The organism is Synechococcus sp. 65AY6A5 (assembly GCF_002760415.1).
Taxonomy (GTDB): Bacteria; Cyanobacteriota; Cyanobacteriia; order Thermostichales; family Thermostichaceae; genus Thermostichus.
The window spans coordinates 2350048-2370948 of sequence record NZ_AXUW01000001.1 but is presented as its reverse complement, the minus strand read 5'-3'; the positions used below and the strand labels follow the sequence as shown (position 1 = coordinate 2370948).

The 20901-nt window shown below is 60.8% G+C and carries 18 protein-coding genes; 5 read left to right on the top strand and 13 right to left on the bottom strand.

Annotated elements, in window-relative coordinates:
• Positions 1 to 135: 135 nt before the first annotated feature.
• The 6 genes from SYN65AY6A5_RS11135 to SYN65AY6A5_RS11110 all read right to left on the bottom strand — a co-directional run bounded on the left by SYN65AY6A5_RS11135 (position 136) and on the right by SYN65AY6A5_RS11110 (position 6997).
• Positions 136 to 1017, bottom strand: coding sequence for a DUF4388 domain-containing protein (locus SYN65AY6A5_RS11135; protein ID WP_011431638.1), 882 nt, complete (start codon positions 1015 to 1017; stop codon positions 136 to 138).
• A 334-nt stretch (positions 1018 to 1351) separates the two neighbouring features.
• Positions 1352 to 2185 (bottom strand): DUF4388 domain-containing protein, encoded by an 834-nt coding sequence (locus SYN65AY6A5_RS11130; RefSeq protein WP_099812672.1) that lies wholly within the window; start codon positions 2183 to 2185, stop codon positions 1352 to 1354.
• 291 nt (positions 2186 to 2476) lie between these two features.
• Complete coding sequence (locus SYN65AY6A5_RS11125) at positions 2477 to 4951, bottom strand: heavy metal translocating P-type ATPase (protein WP_346426188.1); 2475 nt, start codon at positions 4949 to 4951, stop codon at positions 2477 to 2479.
• A 155-nt stretch (positions 4952 to 5106) separates the two neighbouring features.
• Entirely contained in the window at positions 5107 to 5376 is a 270-nt protein-coding gene (locus SYN65AY6A5_RS11120; RefSeq protein WP_099812671.1) for a hypothetical protein, read from the bottom strand.
• Between the two features lie 12 nt (positions 5377 to 5388).
• Positions 5389 to 6654, bottom strand: coding sequence for a beta-ketoacyl-ACP synthase II (gene fabF, locus SYN65AY6A5_RS11115; RefSeq protein WP_099884427.1), 1266 nt, complete (start codon positions 6652 to 6654; stop codon positions 5389 to 5391).
• 97 nt (positions 6655 to 6751) lie between these two features.
• On the bottom strand, positions 6752 to 6997 hold the full coding sequence (locus SYN65AY6A5_RS11110; RefSeq protein WP_011431644.1) for an acyl carrier protein: 246 nt from the start codon (positions 6995 to 6997) through the stop codon (positions 6752 to 6754).
• A gap of 231 nt (positions 6998 to 7228) precedes the next feature.
• Between SYN65AY6A5_RS11110 and rpsF the strand changes: the two genes are divergently transcribed.
• From rpsF to SYN65AY6A5_RS11090, 4 genes are all read left to right on the top strand, one after another.
• Positions 7229 to 7519: a 30S ribosomal protein S6 gene (gene rpsF / locus SYN65AY6A5_RS11105; protein WP_011431645.1), complete on the top strand. Its 291-nt coding sequence runs from the start codon at positions 7229 to 7231 to the stop codon at positions 7517 to 7519.
• Positions 7520 to 7606: 87 nt separating this feature from the next.
• A complete protein-coding gene (locus SYN65AY6A5_RS11100; RefSeq protein ID WP_099812668.1) occupies positions 7607 to 8005 on the top strand; it encodes a single-stranded DNA-binding protein in 399 nt (132 codons plus the stop codon).
• Positions 8006 to 8031: 26 nt separating this feature from the next.
• Complete coding sequence (locus SYN65AY6A5_RS11095) at positions 8032 to 8661, top strand: M14 family zinc carboxypeptidase (RefSeq protein ID WP_011431647.1); 630 nt, start codon at positions 8032 to 8034, stop codon at positions 8659 to 8661.
• Positions 8662 to 8873: 212 nt separating this feature from the next.
• Positions 8874 to 9407, top strand: coding sequence for a universal stress protein (locus SYN65AY6A5_RS11090; RefSeq protein ID WP_041438695.1), 534 nt, complete (start codon positions 8874 to 8876; stop codon positions 9405 to 9407).
• Positions 9408 to 9427: 20 nt separating this feature from the next.
• On the opposite strand, the gene SYN65AY6A5_RS11085 is transcribed toward SYN65AY6A5_RS11090, so the two are convergent.
• The 5 genes from SYN65AY6A5_RS11085 to purM all read right to left on the bottom strand — a co-directional run bounded on the left by SYN65AY6A5_RS11085 (position 9428) and on the right by purM (position 15510).
• Positions 9428 to 10849, bottom strand: coding sequence for a DUF4340 domain-containing protein (locus SYN65AY6A5_RS11085; protein WP_099884425.1), 1422 nt, complete (start codon positions 10847 to 10849; stop codon positions 9428 to 9430).
• A 17-nt stretch (positions 10850 to 10866) separates the two neighbouring features.
• A complete protein-coding gene (locus SYN65AY6A5_RS11080; RefSeq protein ID WP_099812664.1) occupies positions 10867 to 12435 on the bottom strand; it encodes a Gldg family protein in 1569 nt (522 codons plus the stop codon).
• Positions 12436 to 12459: 24 nt separating this feature from the next.
• Positions 12460 to 13245 (bottom strand): ABC transporter permease, encoded by a 786-nt coding sequence (locus SYN65AY6A5_RS11075; RefSeq protein WP_011431651.1) that lies wholly within the window; start codon positions 13243 to 13245, stop codon positions 12460 to 12462.
• Entirely contained in the window at positions 13242 to 14252 is a 1011-nt protein-coding gene (locus SYN65AY6A5_RS11070) for an ABC transporter ATP-binding protein (protein WP_099812663.1), read from the bottom strand. Before SYN65AY6A5_RS11070 ends, SYN65AY6A5_RS11075 begins: the two co-directional genes overlap by 4 nt.
• Positions 14253 to 14454: 202 nt before the next feature.
• Positions 14455 to 15510 (bottom strand): phosphoribosylformylglycinamidine cyclo-ligase, encoded by a 1056-nt coding sequence (purM, locus tag SYN65AY6A5_RS11065; RefSeq protein WP_011431653.1) that lies wholly within the window; start codon positions 15508 to 15510, stop codon positions 14455 to 14457.
• 145 nt (positions 15511 to 15655) lie between these two features.
• Here purM and SYN65AY6A5_RS14720 point away from each other — a divergent pair, with 145 nt between their 5' ends.
• Positions 15656 to 16759 carry a septal ring lytic transglycosylase RlpA family protein gene (locus tag SYN65AY6A5_RS14720; RefSeq protein WP_099812662.1) on the top strand — a complete coding sequence of 368 codons (1104 nt, stop codon included), beginning with the start codon at positions 15656 to 15658 and terminating at the stop codon, positions 16757 to 16759.
• Here the strand turns inward: SYN65AY6A5_RS14720 and SYN65AY6A5_RS11055 are convergent, their stop codons facing one another.
• Both SYN65AY6A5_RS11055 and SYN65AY6A5_RS11050 read right to left on the bottom strand, forming a co-directional pair.
• Complete coding sequence (locus SYN65AY6A5_RS11055; protein ID WP_011431655.1) at positions 16760 to 17782, bottom strand: response regulator; 1023 nt, start codon at positions 17780 to 17782, stop codon at positions 16760 to 16762.
• A gap of 11 nt (positions 17783 to 17793) precedes the next feature.
• The gene (locus SYN65AY6A5_RS11050) at positions 17794 to 20826 is read right to left on the bottom strand and encodes a PAS domain S-box protein (protein ID WP_240531037.1); all 3033 of its coding nucleotides are present in this window, start codon (positions 20824 to 20826) and stop codon (positions 17794 to 17796) included.
• Between the last annotated feature and the right edge of the window lie 75 nt (positions 20827 to 20901).

The window sequence follows — 20901 nt, the reverse complement described above, 5'->3', positions numbered from 1 at the left end:
TGAAGACTTCTTTACTACTGATCAATCCATCCTCCTTCCGAAGTTGGTTTGCTAAGTGCTGCTATTGTACCCCTTGAGCCCTTAACAGGCTGTACTGCAAAGATCTGCCAGAAGATCTCCTCGCTCAAAAATCTCTCACTTATCCCGAACCCCCCTCAGCAAAGTAGCCAGCCGCGAGACGAGGGAGGGCTTAACCCGGTCGCTTCCCTGTGAGAAAGAGGGTAGTTTGGTGCTCGGCTTTTCCTTCGCAGCTTCCAAGCTTTCTGCCACCGCCGTCAACTTGTCCGAAACCAGCAAAGAGGGAACAATGGCCGTTGGGCCATCACAGGGGCTGATGAGCCCCAGCTTGGCCAGGCGGGCGCAGGCATAGCGCACTTCCAGAAGATCTGCCCCCAACGCCCGGGCCAACTCAGCCAGGTTGCGAGAGGGGGAAACTCCCTCCAAGACTCCCCACTCCAAAGGCGAAAGCCTGTACAAGGGCAGCTCGCTGCTGGTGCGCCAGAAGTAGCTGTCCGGCTGCGGCAGACTTTCTTCAGGACGCTGGTCCAGCTTGAGCTGCTGCAGCGCTTCCAAAACCACGGCACTGGCACCCTTGCTCAGGCCGGTCATCTCGCGATAGGGCAGGCGCACACTAGGCAAGAAGCTGAACTGGCCCGCTTCCAGGGCAAACAAGCTGTAGAGACCTACCTGCAGTTGGTGGCGAAAGAGCTTGGCCAAAGCCACAGGCGAAATTAACCCCTGCCGCTGCAGACACCGCCCCAGCGGCTCTTCCGGGCCACAGAAAGAGGCCAGCTTTTCCACCACCCGCTCGCTAACCAGGCCGGAGCGGGCCAGCAAACCCTCCAAGCGATGTTCCTCTTCGGGGGGCAGAGCTGCAATCACCCGACCTTGGTAAAACCAGATTTTGTAGATGCCGTTTGGGGCCCAGACGGAAAGTTGACCTGTTTTGCTGCCTTTTTCGATGAGCTGCAACAGATCGGGAAGGGAAAATTCTTGGAGGTCTCCAACGATAGCCATGGCAATTCTTTAGCCTCCATTAAGTTGAATATTGGCGCTTTCAGGGATCCTCACGGACACCACCATTCTCATTCCCTGATTCCCTGTCAACAACCGTGTAGCGACGGCAAAGCCATCTTCGCTCAAGTACTCAACCTGGCAGCAATTCTACTGATGAACGATCTTTTTGGAGAGATAAAGTCTAAGCGTTGAGCTGCGTAAGATTTTGGCATCAATTCCTATTACTTTTGTGTTGCTTTGGTCCAGATCTGTTACAGCCATCCAGTTTATCTTTACCTAAATTAACTTCGTAAAGCCGGCGTAGGAGCATGCAATAGAATTTTACTCTACCGGCTTATTTTTCGCGCATGGTTTTGAGGAGAGTAGATAGGCGGCTGACCAAGGAAGGCTTGACCGGCTCCTTCTCTTCCCGAAGGTTGGGGAGAAGCTTAGAAGCCGCCGCAAGCGCAGGCTGGGGTGAAGCGGCCGAGCTGTCGCAGGGGCTGAGCAACCCCAGCTTGGCCAGGCGGGCGCAGGCATAGCGGACTTCTAAGAGATCTGCCTTTAGGGCTTGGGCCAACTCAACCAGGTTGCGAGCGGGCGAAACCTGCTCCAAGATTGCCCACTCCAGGGGCGAGAGTTTGTACAAGGGCAACTCGGTGCTGGTACGCCAGAAGTAGCTGTCCGGCTGGGGCAGATTTTCTTCCGGGCGCTGATCCAACCGAAGCTGCTGCAGCGCTTCCAAAGCCACGGCACTGGCTCCTTTGCTCAGACCGGTCATCTCGCGGTAGGGCAGGGGCACGTTGGGCAAGAAGCTAAACTGTCCCGCTTCCAGGGCAAAGAGGCTGTAAAGCCCCACCTGCAGTTGATAGCGAAAGAGCTTGGCCAAAGCTGCAGGGGAAATAAACCCCTGCCGCTGCAAGCAAAGGCCCAGAGGCTCCTGCAAGCTGCAGAGGGAGGCCAAATCTGCCACGACTTGCTGGCTGACCAGGTTTAAGCGCACCAGCAAGCGCTCCAACTGATGCTCTTCTTGGGGAGACAAGGCCGCCACCACTCGCCCCTGATACAGCCAAACTCGATAAATGCCATTGGGCCCCCAAATGGAGAGTTGGCCTGTTTTCTTTCCTTTTTCCATCAAATGCAACAGCTCGGCTAGGGAAAATTCCTGAAGATCTCCAAGCATTGCCATGTCTCTGCCCTCTCTCCAACTTTCGGATCTGACTTTTTCAGTATTTTCACGGTTTTTCCCTTGCTACGCAAGGTACAAAACGAGGCAGCTTTGGGCCAGCGCAAGCCTCATTTTACATTTGGCTTTTCAAAAGTCAAAGCTAATTAATTTCCTTGATTGAACTTAATCGAGATCGCTGCTTCCTAGGCCTGAGCAGGGCAAAAGTTGTGGCAGAAGTCAGTAAAACTTCGGAAATAGAAACAGATAGTAGGCGGAATATTGGTTGTCTTTAACACTTTTTAATTTTGCTCGTCAGGGGATCCACCACTTAATAAAAGTTCTCCTGAGAAGGAGTGAATTGAAGATTACACTGAGGGAGCTGAAGGCCATGAGGCCGCCGGCCAGGGCGGGGCTGAGGCCGATGCCGAAGCTGGGCAGGAGCGCACCGGCAGCCACCGGGATCCCGACCCAGTTGTAGGCGAAGGCCCAGAGGAGGTTTTGCTGGATCTTGCGGAAGGTGGCGCGGCTGAGACGGATGGCTTCCACGACGTCCCAGAGGCGGTTGCGCATGAGGATGATATCGGCAGTCTCGAGGGCGGCAGCGGTGGCAGAGTGCAGAGCCATGCCCACGTCAGCTTGGGCCAGGGCGGGGGTGTCGTTGATGCCATCACCCACCATGGCGACTCTTTGACCCTGGGCCTGCAGATCTCGGATAACCTGAGCTTTGTCTGCCGGCTGCACCTCGGCGATGACGCGGATCCCTGGCACCTGCAAGGCCTGGGCCACCTGCTGGGCCACCTCGGTTCGGTCGCCGGTTAGCAGGACTACCTGCAGGCCCATTTGCCGAAGCCGTTGCAGCGTTGCCCGGGCGTCGGGCCGCAAGGGATCCTGGGCCGCCAACAGCCCCACCAGGGATCCCGCCACGGCCACCCCCACCACCGTTTTGCCAGCTTGCAGCAACACCTCGGCTTGGGCCTGCGCTTGCGGGGAAATCGGGATCCCTAGGGCGGCCAGCCCCTCTAAGGAGGCCAAGATGACCTCTTGCCCTTCCACCCGCGCCGAGGCCCCCAGGCCTGGCTGAGTGTAAAACTCGTCGGCAGAGAGCAGGGGTAGTCCTCGCTCGCGGAGGGCCCCCAAAATGGCCTGGGCCAGGGGATGGCGGGTGCCGCTTTCCACCGTGGCCGCCAGTTGCAGCAGCCGAGCCGGATCCAGAGAGGGGTCGAGGGCCAGGCAATCTGTTAGGTGCGGATCCCCCTGGGTGAGGGTGCCGGTTTTGTCGAAGACAACCGTTTGCAGGCGGTGGGTTTTCTCCAGGACATCGCCGCCGCGGATGAGCAGCCCCCGCTCCGCGCCCAGGCCGGTGCCCACCAGAATGGCCGTCGGCGTCGCCAATCCGAGGGCACAGGGGCAGGCCACCACCAGCACCGAGATGGCCAGCTTAAGGCTGAGGAGCAGAGGGGTGGGGTGGGGCGGGTGATCCGCCAGGTGCAGAGGGGAGTGAAGGCCGACCCCCCTCAGGAGCTCGCTGCCCCACAAGGGGATCCCAACCCAGTACCAGAAGGCGAAGGTGAGAAGGGCCAGCACCACCACCCCGTAGGTGAAGTAGCCGGCCACCCGGTCGGCCAGGCCCTGGATGGGGGCCTTGCGGGCCTGGGCTTCTTCCACCAAGCGGATGATCTGGGCCAGGGTGGTGTCTTTGCCGGTGCGCGTAGCTTGGCACAGCAGCAGCCCCGATTGGTTGACCGTCCCGGCCACGACCGGATCCCCTGGCTGTTTGAGCACGGGTAGGGATTCCCCGGTGAGCATGCCCTCGTCCACCGTGGCCTGGCCGGCAATTACTTCCCCATCCACCGGGATCTGCTCGCCAGCCCGCACCTGCAGCCAGTCTCCCACCTGCACCTGTTCCACGGGGCACTGCTCTGCCGCCAGCTCGCCTTTGCTCAGGTCTTCGGCTGGGGATCCTGACCGTTGAGAGGGTCGGACTCGCCAAGCAACGCTGGGGCGCAGGCTGAGCAGCGATTGCAAACTGCTGGCCGCCCGCAGACGGCTCTGCTGTTCCAGGGCCCGCCCCAGCAGGATGAAGCTGAGCAGCATCACCGGCTCTTCAAAGAAGCACTCCCAGCCCACCTGCGGGGCCAGCAACCCCACCAGACTGGCCAGGTAGGCGGATCCGGATCCCAGGGTAACTAGCGTGTTCATGTTGGGGGCCAGCCGCCGCGCCGCCCGCCAGCCGTCCAGGACAAGGCCGCGGGCCGGGCCGACAAAGGTCAGCGTCGCCAACCCCCAGTGCAGCCAGACGTCGTTGAGGACGGGCAGGCCCAGGCGGGCAAAAAGATCCAGGTGTCCAGCGGCAGAAATGAGCAGCAAAAAAACGGCGGTGAGGGCCTGGCGAAGGTGGTCTTGGGCTTGCCGCCGTTGCCGCGCGAGGGGATCCGCAGGCGCGTCCAGAGCATTGTCCCATCCGTCGGGGGAAGGAGCCTGAGCTTGGGGAAAATCGCCCCTGCCGGCGGCGCAAGAGCTGGGAAACCCTGCATCCGTCAAGATCCGGGCCAAATGCTCGGGATCAGGCTGGATCCCAGGGGCAAGTTCCACAAGAGCTGATTCGGTAACCAGGTTAACGCTGGCTTTGACCACCCCCGGCTGATTCAGCAGGGTCTGCTCGACGACCCGAACACAGCCGGCGCAGCTCATGCCCCCAACATGGAGCAGCAGGGATCCCTTTCCAGGCTCTTCCTGAGAGGACGGCTGAGCTATCCGCTCGGGGAACTTCGCATCCGCAGTAGCCATCTCCAATGCCTAGCGGGTCAACACAACTTTTCCCTCACCCCCAGCTCCCTCCCCCAGGGAGAGGGGGGAGCAGCTCCGCGGCAATTGGCAGCGAGCTTGGAGATAAGGAGATACCCCCTATCCTAGCCTTGGCACCCCAGGCCTCTACGAATCTCTTATCCTCGTTGAACCCGCCGCTCAAACTCCTCGCGGGTGGCATCCACCAGTTGCACTGCCTCTGGATAGAGCTGCGGATGGTTTTGCTTTAGCCAACTCAGCAGCCGCGCCAACTGGGCGGCGCAGAGATCCAGATCGGCCTGAAAAATCACTGCCGCCGCCATGTGCTGGGCGTATTCAGGGGGATGGCCCTGCTGCGTCAGCTCCGCCGTCAAGGCGGCCAGGGCCTGCTGGCGAACAGAGGGGGCGGAGCCTTCAGAAGTGGACATGGGCAGGATCCCTTAGTTGGAAGAGTAGCGGCGCAGGGCCAGGGTCACGTTATGCCCCCCAAACCCGAAGGCATTGACCAGGGCCACGTCAACGGCCATCTGCCGTGCCCTGTGGGGGACAAAGTCCAGCCCCTCGCACTCGGGGTCGAGGTTGTCCAGGTTGAGGGTAGGGGGAACCCAGCCGTGGTGGATGGCCAGGGCCGTCGCCACGGTGGCAACGCCGCCTGCTCCCCCCAACAGGTGGCCGGTCATGGACTTGGTGGCGCTGATGGCTAGGCGAGGGGCATGCTCACCAAAAACTGCCCTGATGGCTTGCACCTCGGCTACATCCCCCACCGGTGTGCTGGTGGCATGGGCATTGATGTGCTGCACCTGGTCAGGCCGGATCCCGGCATCTTTAAGGGCTAGCCGCATCGCGCGGGCAGCACCTTCGCCCGCGGGGGCGGGATTGGTGATGTGGTGGGCGTCGCAGGTGAGGCCGTAGCCGACGATCTCGGCATAGATCTTGGCGCCGCGAGATCGGGCGTGTTCCAACTCCTCCAGCAGCAGGATCCCTGCCCCTTCCCCCATGACAAAGCCATCCCGATCCCGGTCAAAGGGCCGACAGGCCTGTTCGGGGGCGTCGTTGCGGGTGGAAAGAGCCTTCATGGCGCTGAACCCCGCCACCGAGAGGGGAGTCACTGCCGCTTCTGTGCCCCCCGTAATGGCCACCTGCACTTCCCCCCGCTGGATGAGCCGGAAGGCATCGCCGATGGCGTTGGAGCCAGAAGCACAGGCCGTCACCGTACAGGAGTTAGGCCCCTTGGCGCCAAAGCGAATGGCCACGTGGCCTGCTGCCATGTTGGCGATCATCATCGGCACCATGAAGGGGCTACAGCGATCCGGCCCCTTTTGCAGGTAGATGGTCTGCTGCTCTTCCAAAACCCGGATGCCGCCGATGCCGGTGCCCAAGATCACCCCCACCTGCTCAGCGTTGAGATCGGTAATGCGAAATTGGGCATCCTCCAGCGCCTGTTGGGTGGCGGCCAGGGCCAGATGGACAAAGCGATCGGTGCGCTTGACGTCCTTGCGATCCAGGTAGTCGAGGGGATCAAACCCCTTCACCTCCCCGGCAATGCGGCACTCGTGGCGAGAGGCATCGAAGTGGGTAATTGGCCCAATACCAGAGCGGCCTGCCAGCAAGCTCTGCCAGAACTCGCCAGGAGAATTGCCAAGGGGGGTTATCGCCCCTAGCCCCGTGATGACAACACGGCGATGGAAGTTGGATGGGATGGACATAGGAGCGGCGGCAGGATCCACGACAACCATGAGCAGTTTCGACCCGGTACCCTCCGGTTAGAAGGAAGGCAAGCCGGCAGAATTGCCCTCTCCCAGGCTAGGCAGCTTTCTTAGAGAGGATGTAGTTGACGGCATCCTGCACAGTGGCAATGCCCTCCGCATCTTCATCGGGGATTTCCAGATCGAACTCCTCCTCGAAGGCCATGACCAGCTCCACCGTATCGAGGCTGTCGGCTCCTAGGTCGTTCTGGAAATTAGCTTCCAGGGTTACTTTGTCGTCCTCTACGCCTAGTTGATCGGACACGATCTTGCGAACACGGCTGTAAACTTCATCTGCGCTCATGCTTGGAACCCTAGATATCGATCGACTGAGAGTCTCTTGGCTAAGCCAACCGGCAGCTATCGAAGTATCCCCTATTGTATCGGACAACGGATCCCCTCTTGTGAAGAGGCTTGCTTTTGTCGCTGCAGAGGGGTGGAGAATTGAGCTGTGGCCCTTTTCGATTGTCGCAAAGAGAAGCTAGGATAGCCTACTGCACCTTTTGATTTGGATTCCCAAGGAGAACTGGCTTCCATGCCCCGCGCCTATGAGACAATGCTGATCGTGCGCCCCGACCTCTCGGACGAACCCTTGCAACAACTCCTCACCGAGCAGGAATCGCTCCTACGAGAAAACGGGGCAACTGGCCTGGAAATTACCAACAGAGGCAAGCGCCGCTTTGCCGGGTTTGAGATGAAGAAGTTCAAGGAAGGCCTCTACATCCAGTTCAACTACGAGGCCGAGCCAAGGACAGTGGCCACCTGGGAGAAAAATCTGCGCATCAACGAGAGCATCCTGCGCTACATGACTCTGCGCGTGAACTAGGTTGACGGGATCCGGGTCTGGAGGCATGGTAAAGGTAGTTGAGCTGCCTTCTTTTAACGCCCCAATAGACTTTACAGTGGCTCTGTCATGAACTCGATTGTCTTGATGGGGGAAGTGGCCAGCGAGCCGGAGCTGCGCTACACTCCCGACAACCTGGCCGTTACCTCACTGGTGCTGCGCTTTCCCAGCTTGCGCCCGGAGGAGCCACCGTACCAAGTGCGGGTTGCCTTTTTTGGAGAGCTGGCCCAGCGGGTGGTGGACACCTGCCGCGTGGGGGATCAGATCACGGTGGAGGGCCAACTGCACATGAATGTGGTGGAGCGGGATGGGCGTAAGGAAAAGTTGGCCGAGATCACCGCGCGTCGCGTCCACCAACTGGGATCGGCGCGGGTTCTCTCTCTGACGGGGATGGGTGAGTCTGCAACTGTGGACTCCTCTGAAGGAGGGGGGGCTTCCCCAGCGGAGCCGGACGATATTCCGTTCTAGCGGTGCAAGTTTTGCTGGGATCCCCTATGTTGCCAAGACTGGGCGCCGGTGAGCCCTTGGCATCTCTGCAAGTGATCGGCCACTCGGTGCAGGGGCGTCCCATTTACCTTTGGCAGCTCACCCAGGGGATCCGCCCCTTGCTGCTGGTCGGCGGCGTACATGGCGATGAGGTGGAAGGCTATGCCCTGATCGAGCGCTACGTGGCTTCTGGGAAATGGAGATCCTTGGAGGGCAGGGCTGCGCTTTGGGCGATCCCATGCCTGAACCCGGATGGCTGTGCCCTAGGGCAACGGCTCAACGCCAACGGCGTGGATCTCAACCGCAATCTGCCCACGCAAGATTGGATCGCGGCTTCTTTGGAAGCTCGCTATCCGCCGGGAGCGGCCCCAGGCTCCGAGCCGGAGACACAAGCGTTGTTGGCGAGTTTGGCCCAGATTCGACCCCGATTTGTCCTTTCTACCCACTCCTGCCAGAACGATCCCTACGTGAACTACAATGGCCCTGCCCTTGAGCTGGCTCAGGTGATGGCTGCTCGCAACGGCCTGCCGGTAACCGACGACATCGGCTATCCCACCCCTGGCTCTTTGGGCACCTGGGCGGGGCAGGAACGGCGGATCCCCACCCTGACGCTGGAACTGCTGCGCAGGCGGTGTTAGAGTGGACAGCCCAGGAGGATGAGTTCTGACCTGTGTCAAGATCTCTGAACTTTCATTGCCAATCCGACAGGTCATCCGAGATGCCCGCGGTTTTCTCGCCCAGTTCTTTTACAACACAGATAGATGAGGGCAAAGAAAAAAGGAACTTGGAGTCGAAACCGAAGTCAAGCCTTGTCTTTTGCCCATCTGTTAGCCATTTGGAGGAAGTCGGTATGTTCAGCAGGATTTTGGTGGCGGTGGATCGGTCGGAGCTGAGCCAGGGAGTGTTTCAAAAGGCCGTCCAACTGGCCAAGGCCATGCAGGCCGAGATGATGATCCTCCATGTTTTGTCCCAGGAAGAGCCCGGTGCCCCAGAGCCGCCCATGATCTTGGGGGTGGATTACAGCTCCACCATCAGCGCTGAGCTGTGGCAGTCTTATCGGGAGCAGTGTGCCATCTTCGAGCAAAACCAGATGGACTACCTGCGCTCGCTGGTGGAGAAAGCCGCTGAGCAGGGAGTTCGCGCCGAGTACCGCCTCAACTACGGCAACCCCGGTCGGGTCATCTGCGACTTGGCCCGCTCTTGGAAGGCGGACTTGATTGTGGTGGGCCGCCGCGGCCACTCCGGCCTGAGCGAGCTGTTTTTGGGCAGCGTCAGCAACTACGTGCTCCACCGGGCCCCCTGCTCGGTGTTGACGATCCAGGGCGAGGCTCTGAAAAAAGCAGCCTCAGCCAAAGAAGAGACAACCACCGCCTCTGCCAGCTAAGAAAAGCCCGCCGGCCACCGCTAGGAGCCTGAGGAAGACCCTCCCCGTTGGTCCCTTGTCTCCTCCGCTTTGCCCTCCAGCAAGCGGTTCACTTCGGTTTCCACGCTGTTGAAGGTGCTGAGGTCGATGACGGCAATATCCGGCTGATAGCTGCTTTGTACATAGGCACGCAGGCCGGCAGACGTCAAGCTCAACCTCAAGGGATCCCGACCGTCCTCGCCCTTGGCCTCAAAGGTCAGCTTCAGATCTGGCTCGGCCAAGGCTTTTTGGGCGTCTGGATCCGTCTCCGGCAGGAACTCCTTGGCGCGGGCGGCATTGAGGCTGGAGAAGAGGGAGCTGAGGTTGACCGGCTGGCCCGGTTGCTCCGGATTTTCCCAGCGCAGATCCAGGGATCCCTTCTCCTGGGGCAGAGGATTGAGGGTAACCCGCTCCCCTTGGGATTCCAGGGTAACTGGGCCCACCTGGTTGGGGTTGAGGCGGGCGATGCGGTGATCCCGCAGCTCCTCGAAGTCGGAGCGGAGAATGTCGGCGGTGCTGGTGAGGAGGGTGGCCACCGCCGGGTGCTCGGAGGTGATGACGTACACCTGGCCCTCTTTTTCCGCTCCCAAGGCCACAGTCAGGGTCTTGCCATCCTTGAGCTCAACGGTTAGCTGGGCAGAAGGCTTCTCCAGACCATAAGGAGCCAGCTCCGCTTTGGTTTCAGCCGGAAACTCCACCGCTTGCAGGCGAGACAACGTATTGAGCAGACGGTCGACGTTCAGGTCATCGGCAGGCAGCTCGCGGGGCTCGACGATCTGCCACGTATTTTCTTGTCGCTCCAAGCGAACGACCTCTGGCTCTGCCTCGGCCAACTGCACCTGCAGAGACTTCACCGCCGCTGTGTCAAAGCGCAGCAGAGTTTTGTCCCGCAAAGCCAGCAGAGAAGGCAAGAGGGATCCCTTCTGGGTGCTGGCCAAGAGCACCACCTCTCCCCCTTCTGGCCTGGCGTAGAAGCCGGAGCCGTCGAAGTTGTCGTTGCCAATGTCCAGGCGGTAGGGATCCCCCTCTTGGGGGAAGAGGGCGATCTGGTGGCGCGGCTTATCTAGGCCGAAGGCCGCCAAATCCTCAGCCCCTTCCAGCGTGATTTGAGGCGTGAGGCGGGAGAAGCTGTTGAGCAACTGCTCCACCGGGAAGTCCAGCGCCGCCGACTGGATGGGACGGATAATGCGCCAACGGGATCCCTCTTCTGCCTCAGGAGTGCGCTCCAAAAGGATTTCCTCCGGTTCCCCCTCTTGCTGCTGGCGAATCTCGATGCGGGCAATGGTGTCGGGGGCAAAGTGGAAAAGCCGCGCCCGCTCCGCTTGCTGCTGCTGGCGCAGTTGCTGGAAGTTGTCAAAGAGGAAATACCCCAGCAGAGCAGCCACTGCCAAGCCCAAGAGAATCCAGGTGCTGCGCTTGAACATGCTCGTCCTCCTTGGCCCTATCGTCTTTGCCACCAGAGCACGGCCCCCGATCCCAACGCCACCAGCGGCAGGAGCACCGTCGATCCCAGCACCAGCCAGCGGAAGTTCTGGCCGGTCACGGCAAGACGGCGGTCGGTGATGGATTTGGGGCGAATGGAGATCTGTTCGGTTCGCTCAGTGAGCCAGTTGAGGGTGTTGAGGAAGAGATCGCGGTTCCCCTGCTGCCTCAGGTTGCCGTCGAGGGCGAAGTTGACGTTGCCGATCACCACCAGCCGAGCCTCGGTCGGCCCCTCCTGGGATTCTGAGGTCTTCTGATCGCCTTTCACCTGGCGGGTCAGGGCTACGCCCAGGGTCAGGGGGCCGGGCTTGTCTTGATCCGGGTCAAATTGCAGCGGGCCGGCCTCTAGGTTGGGGCTGGTCTCTCCCCAGCTCTGCGGGCTGGTGCGCAGCAGAGGCGTGGCCTGGATCCCTTCGCGGACCTCAGTGTCTACAGAACGGGCCAGGGGGAAGAGGGTCATCAGCCGCTGTTCTGCCAGGGGAGCGGTGATGGGGTGATCCCCGTAGGTGGTAACCAGGGCCACCGCCGGCCCCGTGCCCAAAAGCTGGCTGACGCTGCTCACCTCAATGATGAAGTCATCCCCCAAAACCACGCCCCACTCCTCCAGCAAGGGATCCAGGCCGGCATCCACCCGTGGCCCAATCAAGAGCAGCAGCCGCCCCCCTTTGGCCAGGTAGTCCTGCAGCTTCTCCACCTCGCCGGGGAAGAGAGCCCGCTGCGGCCCTGCCAAGACCAACACATCCGCCCCCTCTGGGATCTGCGACTGCACCAGGTTCAGCGGCTCCACCCGGTAGCCCTCCTGGCCGAGGGCTGCCACCGCCTGGGCCAGGGTTGGGGTGCCCTCGCGAGCTTCCAGGCTCACCTCCCCATGCCCCTGTACAAAATAGGCCACCACTTCGCCGCGGTTAACCACCTTGGCCAGCACAGGGGTGAGCTTACTCTCCAGCTCAGGGGCGGGCGGCTGGGGCAGTTGTTGGCGGTTATTGCCCGATTCGACCACCAGGGTGTTATTTTGGGTAACCTGCAGCCGCTGGACAGTGAGGGGATCGCGGTTGGGATCCACAAACTCAAACTGGAAGCGCTCGGGGTTGAGGCGGCGGTAGCGCTCCAGCTGTTCCCGCAGGTTGGGATCGGGGGCGGTGGTGACCACCCAGACTTTCATTGGCTGGGCCAGCCCTTGCACCAATTGCCGCGTCTGGGGGGAGAGGGTAAACAGCCCCTCTTCCGTGAGATCCAGGCGCAGGTCGTAGCGCACCGCCACGACGTTGAGCAACACCAAGATCACGGCCATCGCCGCCGCCGCCACCAGGATGTTGGCGTTGGTCTGGGTGGAGCGCAGGCCCAGGAACAGGCTCACTTCCTTCCGGTGGGTGAGGCCCCAAACCACCACCAGGGCCAAGCCCGTGGCCATCAGGCTCAGGGGCACCGCCGTCCAGCCGGTGAGGGCAGCTCCCACCAGCAGGCCGATGGCCACGACGCCAAGGCCGACGATCCCCGTCCAATCTGCCAATGCCTGCCAAGCTTTCATCACCGCACTCCTCCCAACGCAACCCTAGCTCTGCTGCCAGCGCAGGCTTTCCACCGATTGCACCGTGGCAAACAGCCCCAGCACGATGATGCTGAGGAAAAGGACAACACTGCTGCTGCTGAGGATCCCTTGCACCCAGTTGCTGTACTGCTGCAGCAGCGAGACATGCCTCAGAGTGGCGGCAATCCAGTTGCTCTCCTGGCCGGCTGCCGCGTCGATGACCCAGAGCAGCAGGATCAGCCCAAAGGTAGCCACCGCCGCAATAAGGGTGCTGTCGGTCAGGGAAGAGATGAACAACCCCAGGGCCATGACGCTGCCGGCCAGCAGAGCAAGCCCCACATAGCCCATCAGGGTCAGGCGGTAGTCCACTGCTGGGTTGGCGCTACTCAGCACCAGCACGTGGTAGACCAGCGGCGGCAGCAGCAGCGTGATGAAAAACACCCAGACCGCCAGCCACTTGCCCAGGGCCACCTCTAGGTTGGTGATGGGGGAAGTGGCCAGCAGCTCCATGGTGCCCCGCCGCCGCTCCTCGGCGTAGGAGCTCATGGTAAAGATGGGCAATAAAAATAAGGAAAGCGTGCCCAGCAGATTGAGAAACTGCTGCGACAGGATGGTGGCGGCATCAAAAGGGTTCTCTTGGCCAAACTGGGCAAAGAGATCCACCTGCTGCGAGAAGTTGATCACCCGCACCAAGATGTTGACGAAGAAAAACCCCGCCAGTCCCCAGAACACCGCCGCCACCACGTAGGCAATGGGGGAGGTGAAGTAGCCGCGCAGCTCTTTGCGAAAAATGGCAACCACGCCGTTCATGCCGCTTCCTCCAACGCGCCTTCGGATCCCTCTTGGGTAGTGAGCTGCAGGAAAATCTCCTCCAAAGAAGCCTGGGGACGGCCGATCTCGTAGAGGTCGATCCCCGCCTGTACCAGGGCCCTGGCCACCTCCGGGATCCAGCCTTCTGCAGAAACATGGCTCTTCAGGTGCACCTGCCAGCGAGGGGGATCGGATCCCAGGGCCTGCAAGCTCACCACCTCCACCTGGGGCAGGTTCTGCAGGGCCGCTCGGATGGCCGTTTCCTCAGGAGCGCCCACCACCAGCTTCGCCTGCTGCCGATCCTGAAGCTGGGCCGTCAGCTCGGCGGGCGTGCCAATGGCCGCCACCTGGCCGCGGTTGATGATCACCACCCGGTCGCAGGTCATGCTCACCTCCGGCAGGATGTGGGTGGAGAGGATGATGGTGTGCTCTCCTGCCAGGCTCTTGATGAGGTTGCGCACCTCGATAATTTGCTTGGGATCCAGCCCAATCGTGGGCTCGTCCAGGATGATCACCGGCGGGTCGTGCACCAGGGCCTGGGCCAGGCCCACCCGCTGCTTGTACCCCTTGGAGAGCTTGCGGATCAAGGTGTGGCGCTTGTCTTCCAGGCTGCAGCGGCGGATCACCTCGTCCACCCGTCGCGGCCGATCCCCGGCGCTGACCCGTTTGATCTGGGCGACAAAGTCCAGGTAGCTCTCCACCGTCATGTCCGGGTAGAGGGGCGGGTTTTCTGGCAGGTAGCCGATGCGCTGCCGCACCGCCATAGGGTTTTCATGCACATCGAACCCGGCCACCCGCGCCGTCCCCTCGCTGGCAGGCAAATAGCCAGCCAAAATGCGCATAGAAGTGGTTTTGCCGGCGCCGTTGGGCCCCAGAAACCCCATGATCTCGCCGGCGTTGACCTGGAAAGAGATGTCGCGGATGGCTGTAAAGCTGCCGTAGGTTTTGCTCAGATGTTCCACTTCGATGGCAGCCTTGGTTGCAGGAGCAGTGGATAAACCTGTCATCGGCGGCTCCTAACCTAGAGGGTCAGCGGGAGTTGGCCAACAGCCCAAGTCCGGAGATGGGAAAGCGCGCAGCCCTTCTCTTGTGAAATAGGCGGAGGTTGAGAGCAACAGAGGCAGCAGCGCCGAGGCCATCAGCAAACTTAGCACAGCAGCGGCAGGGATCCGCAAACACAGCCAGCTCCTTCCCCCCTTTGGTGGGGACTCAAGGTACCAAGGATCCCCACTCCTCCAGCCCCAAGACCCGGCTCTCCCCTGGGCGGGCCGGCACCACCTCGCCAATGGGAAAGGCTTCGGGGAGCAGGGATCTCAGCCGATTTTCCGCCTCAGGAGGGATCACCAGCACATAGCCTACCCCCAGGTTGAAGGTGTTGAACATCTCCAAGGTCTCCACTTGGCCTTGCTCCTGCAGCCAGAGAAACTCCGGTGGGATGGGCCAACTGTGGGGCTCTAGCCGCGCCGCCTGCTCCGGAGCCAAACAGCGGGGCAAGTTTTCTGGGATGCCGCCGCCGGTGATGTGGGCCATGCCGTGGAGGGGGATCCCTGCTGCCTGCAGCCGCTGCACTGCCTGGACATAGATGCGGGTGGGAGTGAGAAAGACCTCCGCCAAAGGCCGATCCCAGCCAGGGGGTTGGTGATCCCAAGGCCAGCCCCGCTCGGCCACAATGCGCCGCACCAGGCTAAAGCCGTTGCTGTGCAACCCGCTGCTGGGCAAGGCCCACAACCGATCCCCAAGCTGCACCCGCGAGCTGTCGAGAACGTCTGCCCTCTCGACGATCCCGACGCAAAAACCCGCCAGGTCGTACTTGCCGGGCGGGTAAAACCCCGGCATCTCTGCCGTCTCCCCCCCCAGGAGTTGGCAGCCGGCCTCCTGGCAGCCCTCCAAGATGCCGTCGATCACCTGCCAAAGCGCTTCCGGCTCCAGCTTGCCGGTGGCAATGTAGTCCAGGAAAAACAGCGGCCTGGCCCCCACCGTCAGCACATCGTTGACACACATGGCCACCAGGTCGATGCCCACGCCGCGGTGCTGCCCCCACTGCTGGGCGATCTCCAGCTTGGTGCCCACTCCATCAGTGCCGGCAACCAGAACCGGGGCCCGGTAGCCCGCCGGTAGCTCCAACAAGCCGGCAAAGCCGCCAATGCCGCCCAAGGTTCCTGAAGAACCTGAAGACTGAGCTTGAGAGCCTTCAACGCGCTCCCGGATCCCCTTGACAAAAGCGCGTCCGAGTTCAATGTCAACCCCTGCTGAGCGGTAGTCCAAGATGCCGAAAATCCTTATGCTGACGGGACTTGGGCTTTTGCCCTTGGCCGGGCAAGCTTGTCAACTTCGAAACCTATGGTACATTAACTTCTGTTTTACTGTCGCATTGGACGTTGTACAGGAGTTTCGAGAGGAGCGCGGCCTCATGCGAAATTGGAAGCGGCTTGGACAGGGACTGGCTCCCGCCCGCCAAGTGGGCTTGGTCGGCTGTCTCTGTGTTACGGCCTTCAGCTTGCCGGCAGGTATGTTGGGCAGCCCAACCTCGCGGGCGCAAGCCTCAACTCGCAGCGGCTCCCCTAGTGCCAGAGCAACCCAGCTATCCCCCAAAACCCACTCCCTCTCCCCGGCAACTGACCTTGTCTCTCCCCCCCAACCCAACGCTCCCCCGCCAGCCAAACTCGGCACCTTGAACCCCCAACACTCGCAGTCTCTTTCCCTGGCTCGCCGGGCAATCCCTTCTCGGCCAATGGAAGAGCCCATCCTCAAGATCGGCGAACAGCAGCAGTCGTCCAGCCAGCCTGTCTCCACCCTCTACGACTACCAGATGGACGGGCGGCAGGTGGTCACCGTCTACGTTCGGGATCTCCCCGTTGTCAGCTTTGTCGAGCAGCCCGGGTTGGAGTCGCCGCTGCTGCGGGCCAGCTCCCTCGTGGCCCGGCTCAACCAAATGGCCCAGGGATCCCTGAAGGACACGACCATTACTCTGGCTTGGGCAGAGCCCCAATCCGGGGATCCCCTCTACGCGGTTCGGGTAAACGACGAGGAATTGCTGCGCATCGACGAAGGAGTGCTGCTGCTGGATAACCAACGCCCGGTGGATACAGCGGTTTTGGCTGCCAATCGTCTGCGCCGTCTGCTGCTGGATGCCCCTCCTCTTGCCCCTTCGGCCCTGCCCCAGCCGGCCACCCTGACTGCCGCCAAAGCCACCGCTGCCCGCCGATCAGAAACTCAGGCCCAGGCGCAACCGGACTCTGTCCGAGTGGTCGGGCCTGTGCAAGAAGGGATCGCCTCCTGGTATGACCTGCACCCCACCCGCCACGAGATGACAGCTGCCCATCCCACCCTCCCCTTCGGCACCGAGGTGCGGGTAACCAACCTGGACAACGGGCGCCAGGCTGTCGTGCGCATCAACGATCGCGGCCCCTTCATCCCCGGTCGGATCATCGACCTTTCCCTGCGGGCGGCGGAGGCCCTGGGGATGGTGCGCTCGGGGCTGGCGCCGGTGCGCCTGGAAGTCGTGCAGCGCTAGCTAAGGCACGGGCGAAAAGCGCTTGGAATCGGGCGAGTAGTGCCAAGCAATGCCGTCCGGATCCCGGCTGCGGCTCCACTCGGGAAACCCACTCTTGAACTTCCAGTAGGTGATGGCGGAGACCACCACCCCCAGCCGCTCTGCCAACTGAGTTTGGTTGAGGGGGCGCAGCGTCGCCCGCGGCACTGTAATCGCCTCCTCGGCAGCGGCAGGGCTGGGCGGCGGGGCAGGACAGGCCGCCGCTGCGGGGGGCTCGGAGAGGGTAGCCGTAGCTGTGGCTGGCGGCTTCTCCCCTTCTAGCAGGCGACTCCGGCTGGGCTCCTGGGCCCGCAACAAGCTAAACTGGCTCAGCAGGCCGACATTTTCCAGGTTTAGCAAATCTTCCAGGTTAGAAGTCTGATGAATCAGTTCCAGCTCGCGGTGAAACTCTTCCTCCAGCACCCGTAGGTAGTGCTGCCGCTTCTGCTCCGACTCTGCCTCCTTGAGCAATCCTAGGGCAAACTTGAGGTTCGAGAGGGGCTCACTCAGATCTTGCAAGAACTTCTTGAACAAAGTGCCCTTGACCTCTGCAAACTGCTGCAACTGCTGCAGCTTCTGTCGCAGCTCCTCCAGCCTTTTCTCCTCCAGCCTGCGGCTTTCTAGGCTCTGCCGGTGGTTGTGCAAGGCAATTTCGATGGCGGTGTAGAGCTCCCGCTCTTTGAAAGGTTTGATGATGTAGCCAAAAGGCTGTGTCTCCTTAACGCGAGAGAGAGTGTCCTCATCAGCGTAGGCCGTCAGGTGCACCACCGGAATGTTGAAGCGCTCGGCGATCCGCTTGGCGGCTTCAATACCGTCGAGATCCCCTTTCAAAACGATGTCCATCAAGACCAAGTCCACCGACATTTCCTCCAGCCATCGGATCGCTTCTTCGCCAGAGGACGCGATGGCCGGCACCGCATAGCCAAATTTTTTCAGGACGTTGGCGATATCCTTGGCGATGATCTTCTCGTCTTCGACAACCAGAATGCTGCCTTTGGCAAGCATGGGAACTTTCTTCAAGGCTGGCTCCTCGGAAAGGTAATGATGAAAGTGGTACCCGACTTGTTTCTCAATTCTATCTTGCCCTGGAGCTGATCGGTGAGAGTTGCAACCAGTTGTAAACCCAAAGATTGAGTTTCCTTGAAATCGAAGTTGCTGGGCAGGCCAATGCCGTTGTCAGAGACGCGCAACTGAGTATAAGTACGGGTTTGCTTAAAGTGGACGTCGATCTGGCCGCTGCGGCCTTTGGGAAAGGCGTATTTGAGGCTGTTGGTGACCAGCTCGTTGATGATCAGGCCACACAAAACTGCCTCATCGAGGTTGAGGCGGATCCCTTCGGCGCGGATGCTGGCGCGAATGATCTCGGGGTTCACGCCGTAGGAGTGGAAAAGATTAGAAATTAAATTGTGGAGGTACTGCCTCAAATCCACAGCAGCCAGGTTGTTGGACTGGTACAGGCCCTCGTGGATCAAAGACATCGCCTGAATGCGGCTGCCGGCGTCCTTAAAAACGCGGGCATACTTGTGGCTTTTGATTTGATCCGCCTGGAGCCGCAGCAGGCTGGAGATGATTTGCAGGTTATTTTTGACGCGGTGGTGGATCTCCCGCAGCAGAATCTCTTTTTCCTGCAGGGCCGCCTGAATCTGCAGCTCCGCCCGTTTTTCTTCGGTAATGTCTTCAGAGATGCCGATGATGAAGAGGTTTTTGCCTTCGGGATCCCGCACTGCTGAGACTGCCAGGCGACACCAAACCACCTTGCCGCTGCGGTGGATATAGCGTTTTTCCAGGTGGTAGCGATCCCGTTGGCCGTTCAAAACTTCCTGGAAGAGTCGCCAATCTTCCTCGAGGTCGTCCGGGTGGGTGAGGTCGCAGAAGCTCTTGTTGACCAATTCGGCGCCGCTGTAGCCAAGGATCTCTTCCAGGGCGGGGTTCACCTTGAGGTAACGGCCCTGCCTATCGACGATGGAAATGCCCAGGGCCGACTGCTCAAAGATGCCCCGCAAACTCAGCTCGCTTTGGCGAAGGCCTGCCTCGGCTTGCTTGCGCTCGGTAATGTCCAAAATTTGGCTGAGAAAGTAGCTGGGATCCCCTTGGGCGGTGCGCACCAGGGTGATGCGGAGAAGGGCATAGACAATTTGCCCGTTCTTGTGAATGTAGCGTTGCTCCTGTTCGCAGTGGTGCACCTCGCCGGCCAGCAGGCGGTTGGTGCTCTCCAAGGTGACGGCGATGTCGTCGGGATGGGTGATGTCGAGGACGGTTTTCCCCTCGAGATCTTCTAGGGTGTAGCCCAGGGTTTCGGTAAAGGCGGCGTTGATTTGCAAATAGGTGCCATCCAGGTGGGTCATGGCCTTGGCGATGGGGGACCACTCAAAGGATTGGCGGAAGCGTTCTTCGCTTTCTTTGAGGGCCACTTCTGCCTCGACGCGGGCGCTGATGTCGATCACCTGGTTGAGAAACTGGGTGGGCTGGCCGGCTCCATCGGTAAGCAGGGCGGCCTGGAACAGCACATGGACAACTTGGCCGGAACGGTGGATGTAGCGAATCTGCCGCTGGCTGATGGAGACTTTGCGTGTCAAGAGAGCCTCGTTAGCCGCCAGCAGTTGGTTGACATCGTCGGGGTGGAGGATGTCCAGTTGTTGCCGACGCTGCAACTCTTCGGGGGTGTAGCCGACGATCTGGGCAAAGGCCTCGTTGACCTGGATAAATCGCCCCTGCAGATCCACCAGAGCAATGCCGTTGGGAGCCAGCTCAAAGATCTGCCGGAAATGATTGGCGCTCTGTTGCCAGGCTTGCTCTATACGACGACGTTCGGCTTCCAGTTGCTTGGACTCGGTGATGTCTTCGGCGATCCCTGCCACCCGGTAGACCTTGCCCTCTTTGTCGAGGATGGGAAAGGTGCGTTCTCGCAGCCAGAGGAGGCGGCCATCGGGGCGGCAGAGGCGAAAAACCACATCGGTGGGTTGGCCCTGAAGTTGGGCTTGAAAAATGGCGGGGAACAGCCAGCGATCGTCAGGGTGAATGCGGCGCATCCAGGCCTGGGGATTGGCGTAGGCCTCTGCAGGGGAAAGGCCCCAAATGGCTTCACAGGCGGGGCTGACGTAAATCAGCTCTTTGCCGCAGAGCGTTGAAATCCAAAACAGTTGCTGGCTGTTCTCAGCCAGTTGCAAAAAACGATGTTCGCTCTCTCTGCGGGCTTCTTCCAGTTGCTGTTGCCGTTCTTTAAGCTGGCGGGAGGCTGTAATATCGGTAACAAACCCTTCAAAATAGAGGGGCTCCCCCTGCTCGTTGTACAGGGCGCGGGCGTTTAAAGAAATCCAGATTTTTTTGCCGTCCTTGCGGCAGACCTGCTGCTCCGCGTGCACGACCTGGCCTTCCTTCAGCATGCGCTGTACGAACTCAGATCGCTGCTCTGGATCGCCGTAGATCTGAGTGCCGATATCGGAGACGTGGCGCATCAAATCTTCCGGGGATTCGTAGCCGAAAATATGGGCCAGAGCCGGGTTGGCCACCAGATATTTCCCTTCTGGAGTGGTTTGAAAAATCCCTTCGACGGCGTTCTCGAAGATCGGCTGGTAGCGGGCGGCGGTGCTGCGGCTGTGCTGCAGTTGCGTCTGGAGCTGCTCGAGGGCTTGTCGCTGCTCCTGGGCCTGGAGCAGGATGTGTCGCAGGCTAAGGGCGATGAGGTCGATCTGTCCCCGTTCGGGGAGGCTCAGTTGGCGGGGGCGCCCCCCCAGCAGGTAAAGTGTTGCCAGCCGCCTCCCTCCCTCATCCAGCAGGGGAAAGGCTTCCTGAAAGGGCCAAGATCCGCCGATGGGGTTGGGCGGCTCGTTGCCGGGGATCTGCTGGGGGTTGGGGTAGAGGATCCCTTTTGCAGGCGAGTCGGAATGGGATCCCGGCTGGACCAGTTCTAGATAGACCCAGGGTACGTTCAGCAGTTGCCCCAGCAATTGCAACAGCGGGTACAGCGCCGCAGCGGACTCTGTCTTCAGTTCAGTTGGAAGGGACAGCTCTTCCCTGGCGGCGGCCTGCCCGGCAACACAACCGTTCACAACGGATCTTGGTGACCTAGAAATGGGAGGCGACATGGGAAAAACTCGGCTGGGAAGCTAGCTCTACCCAGTCCA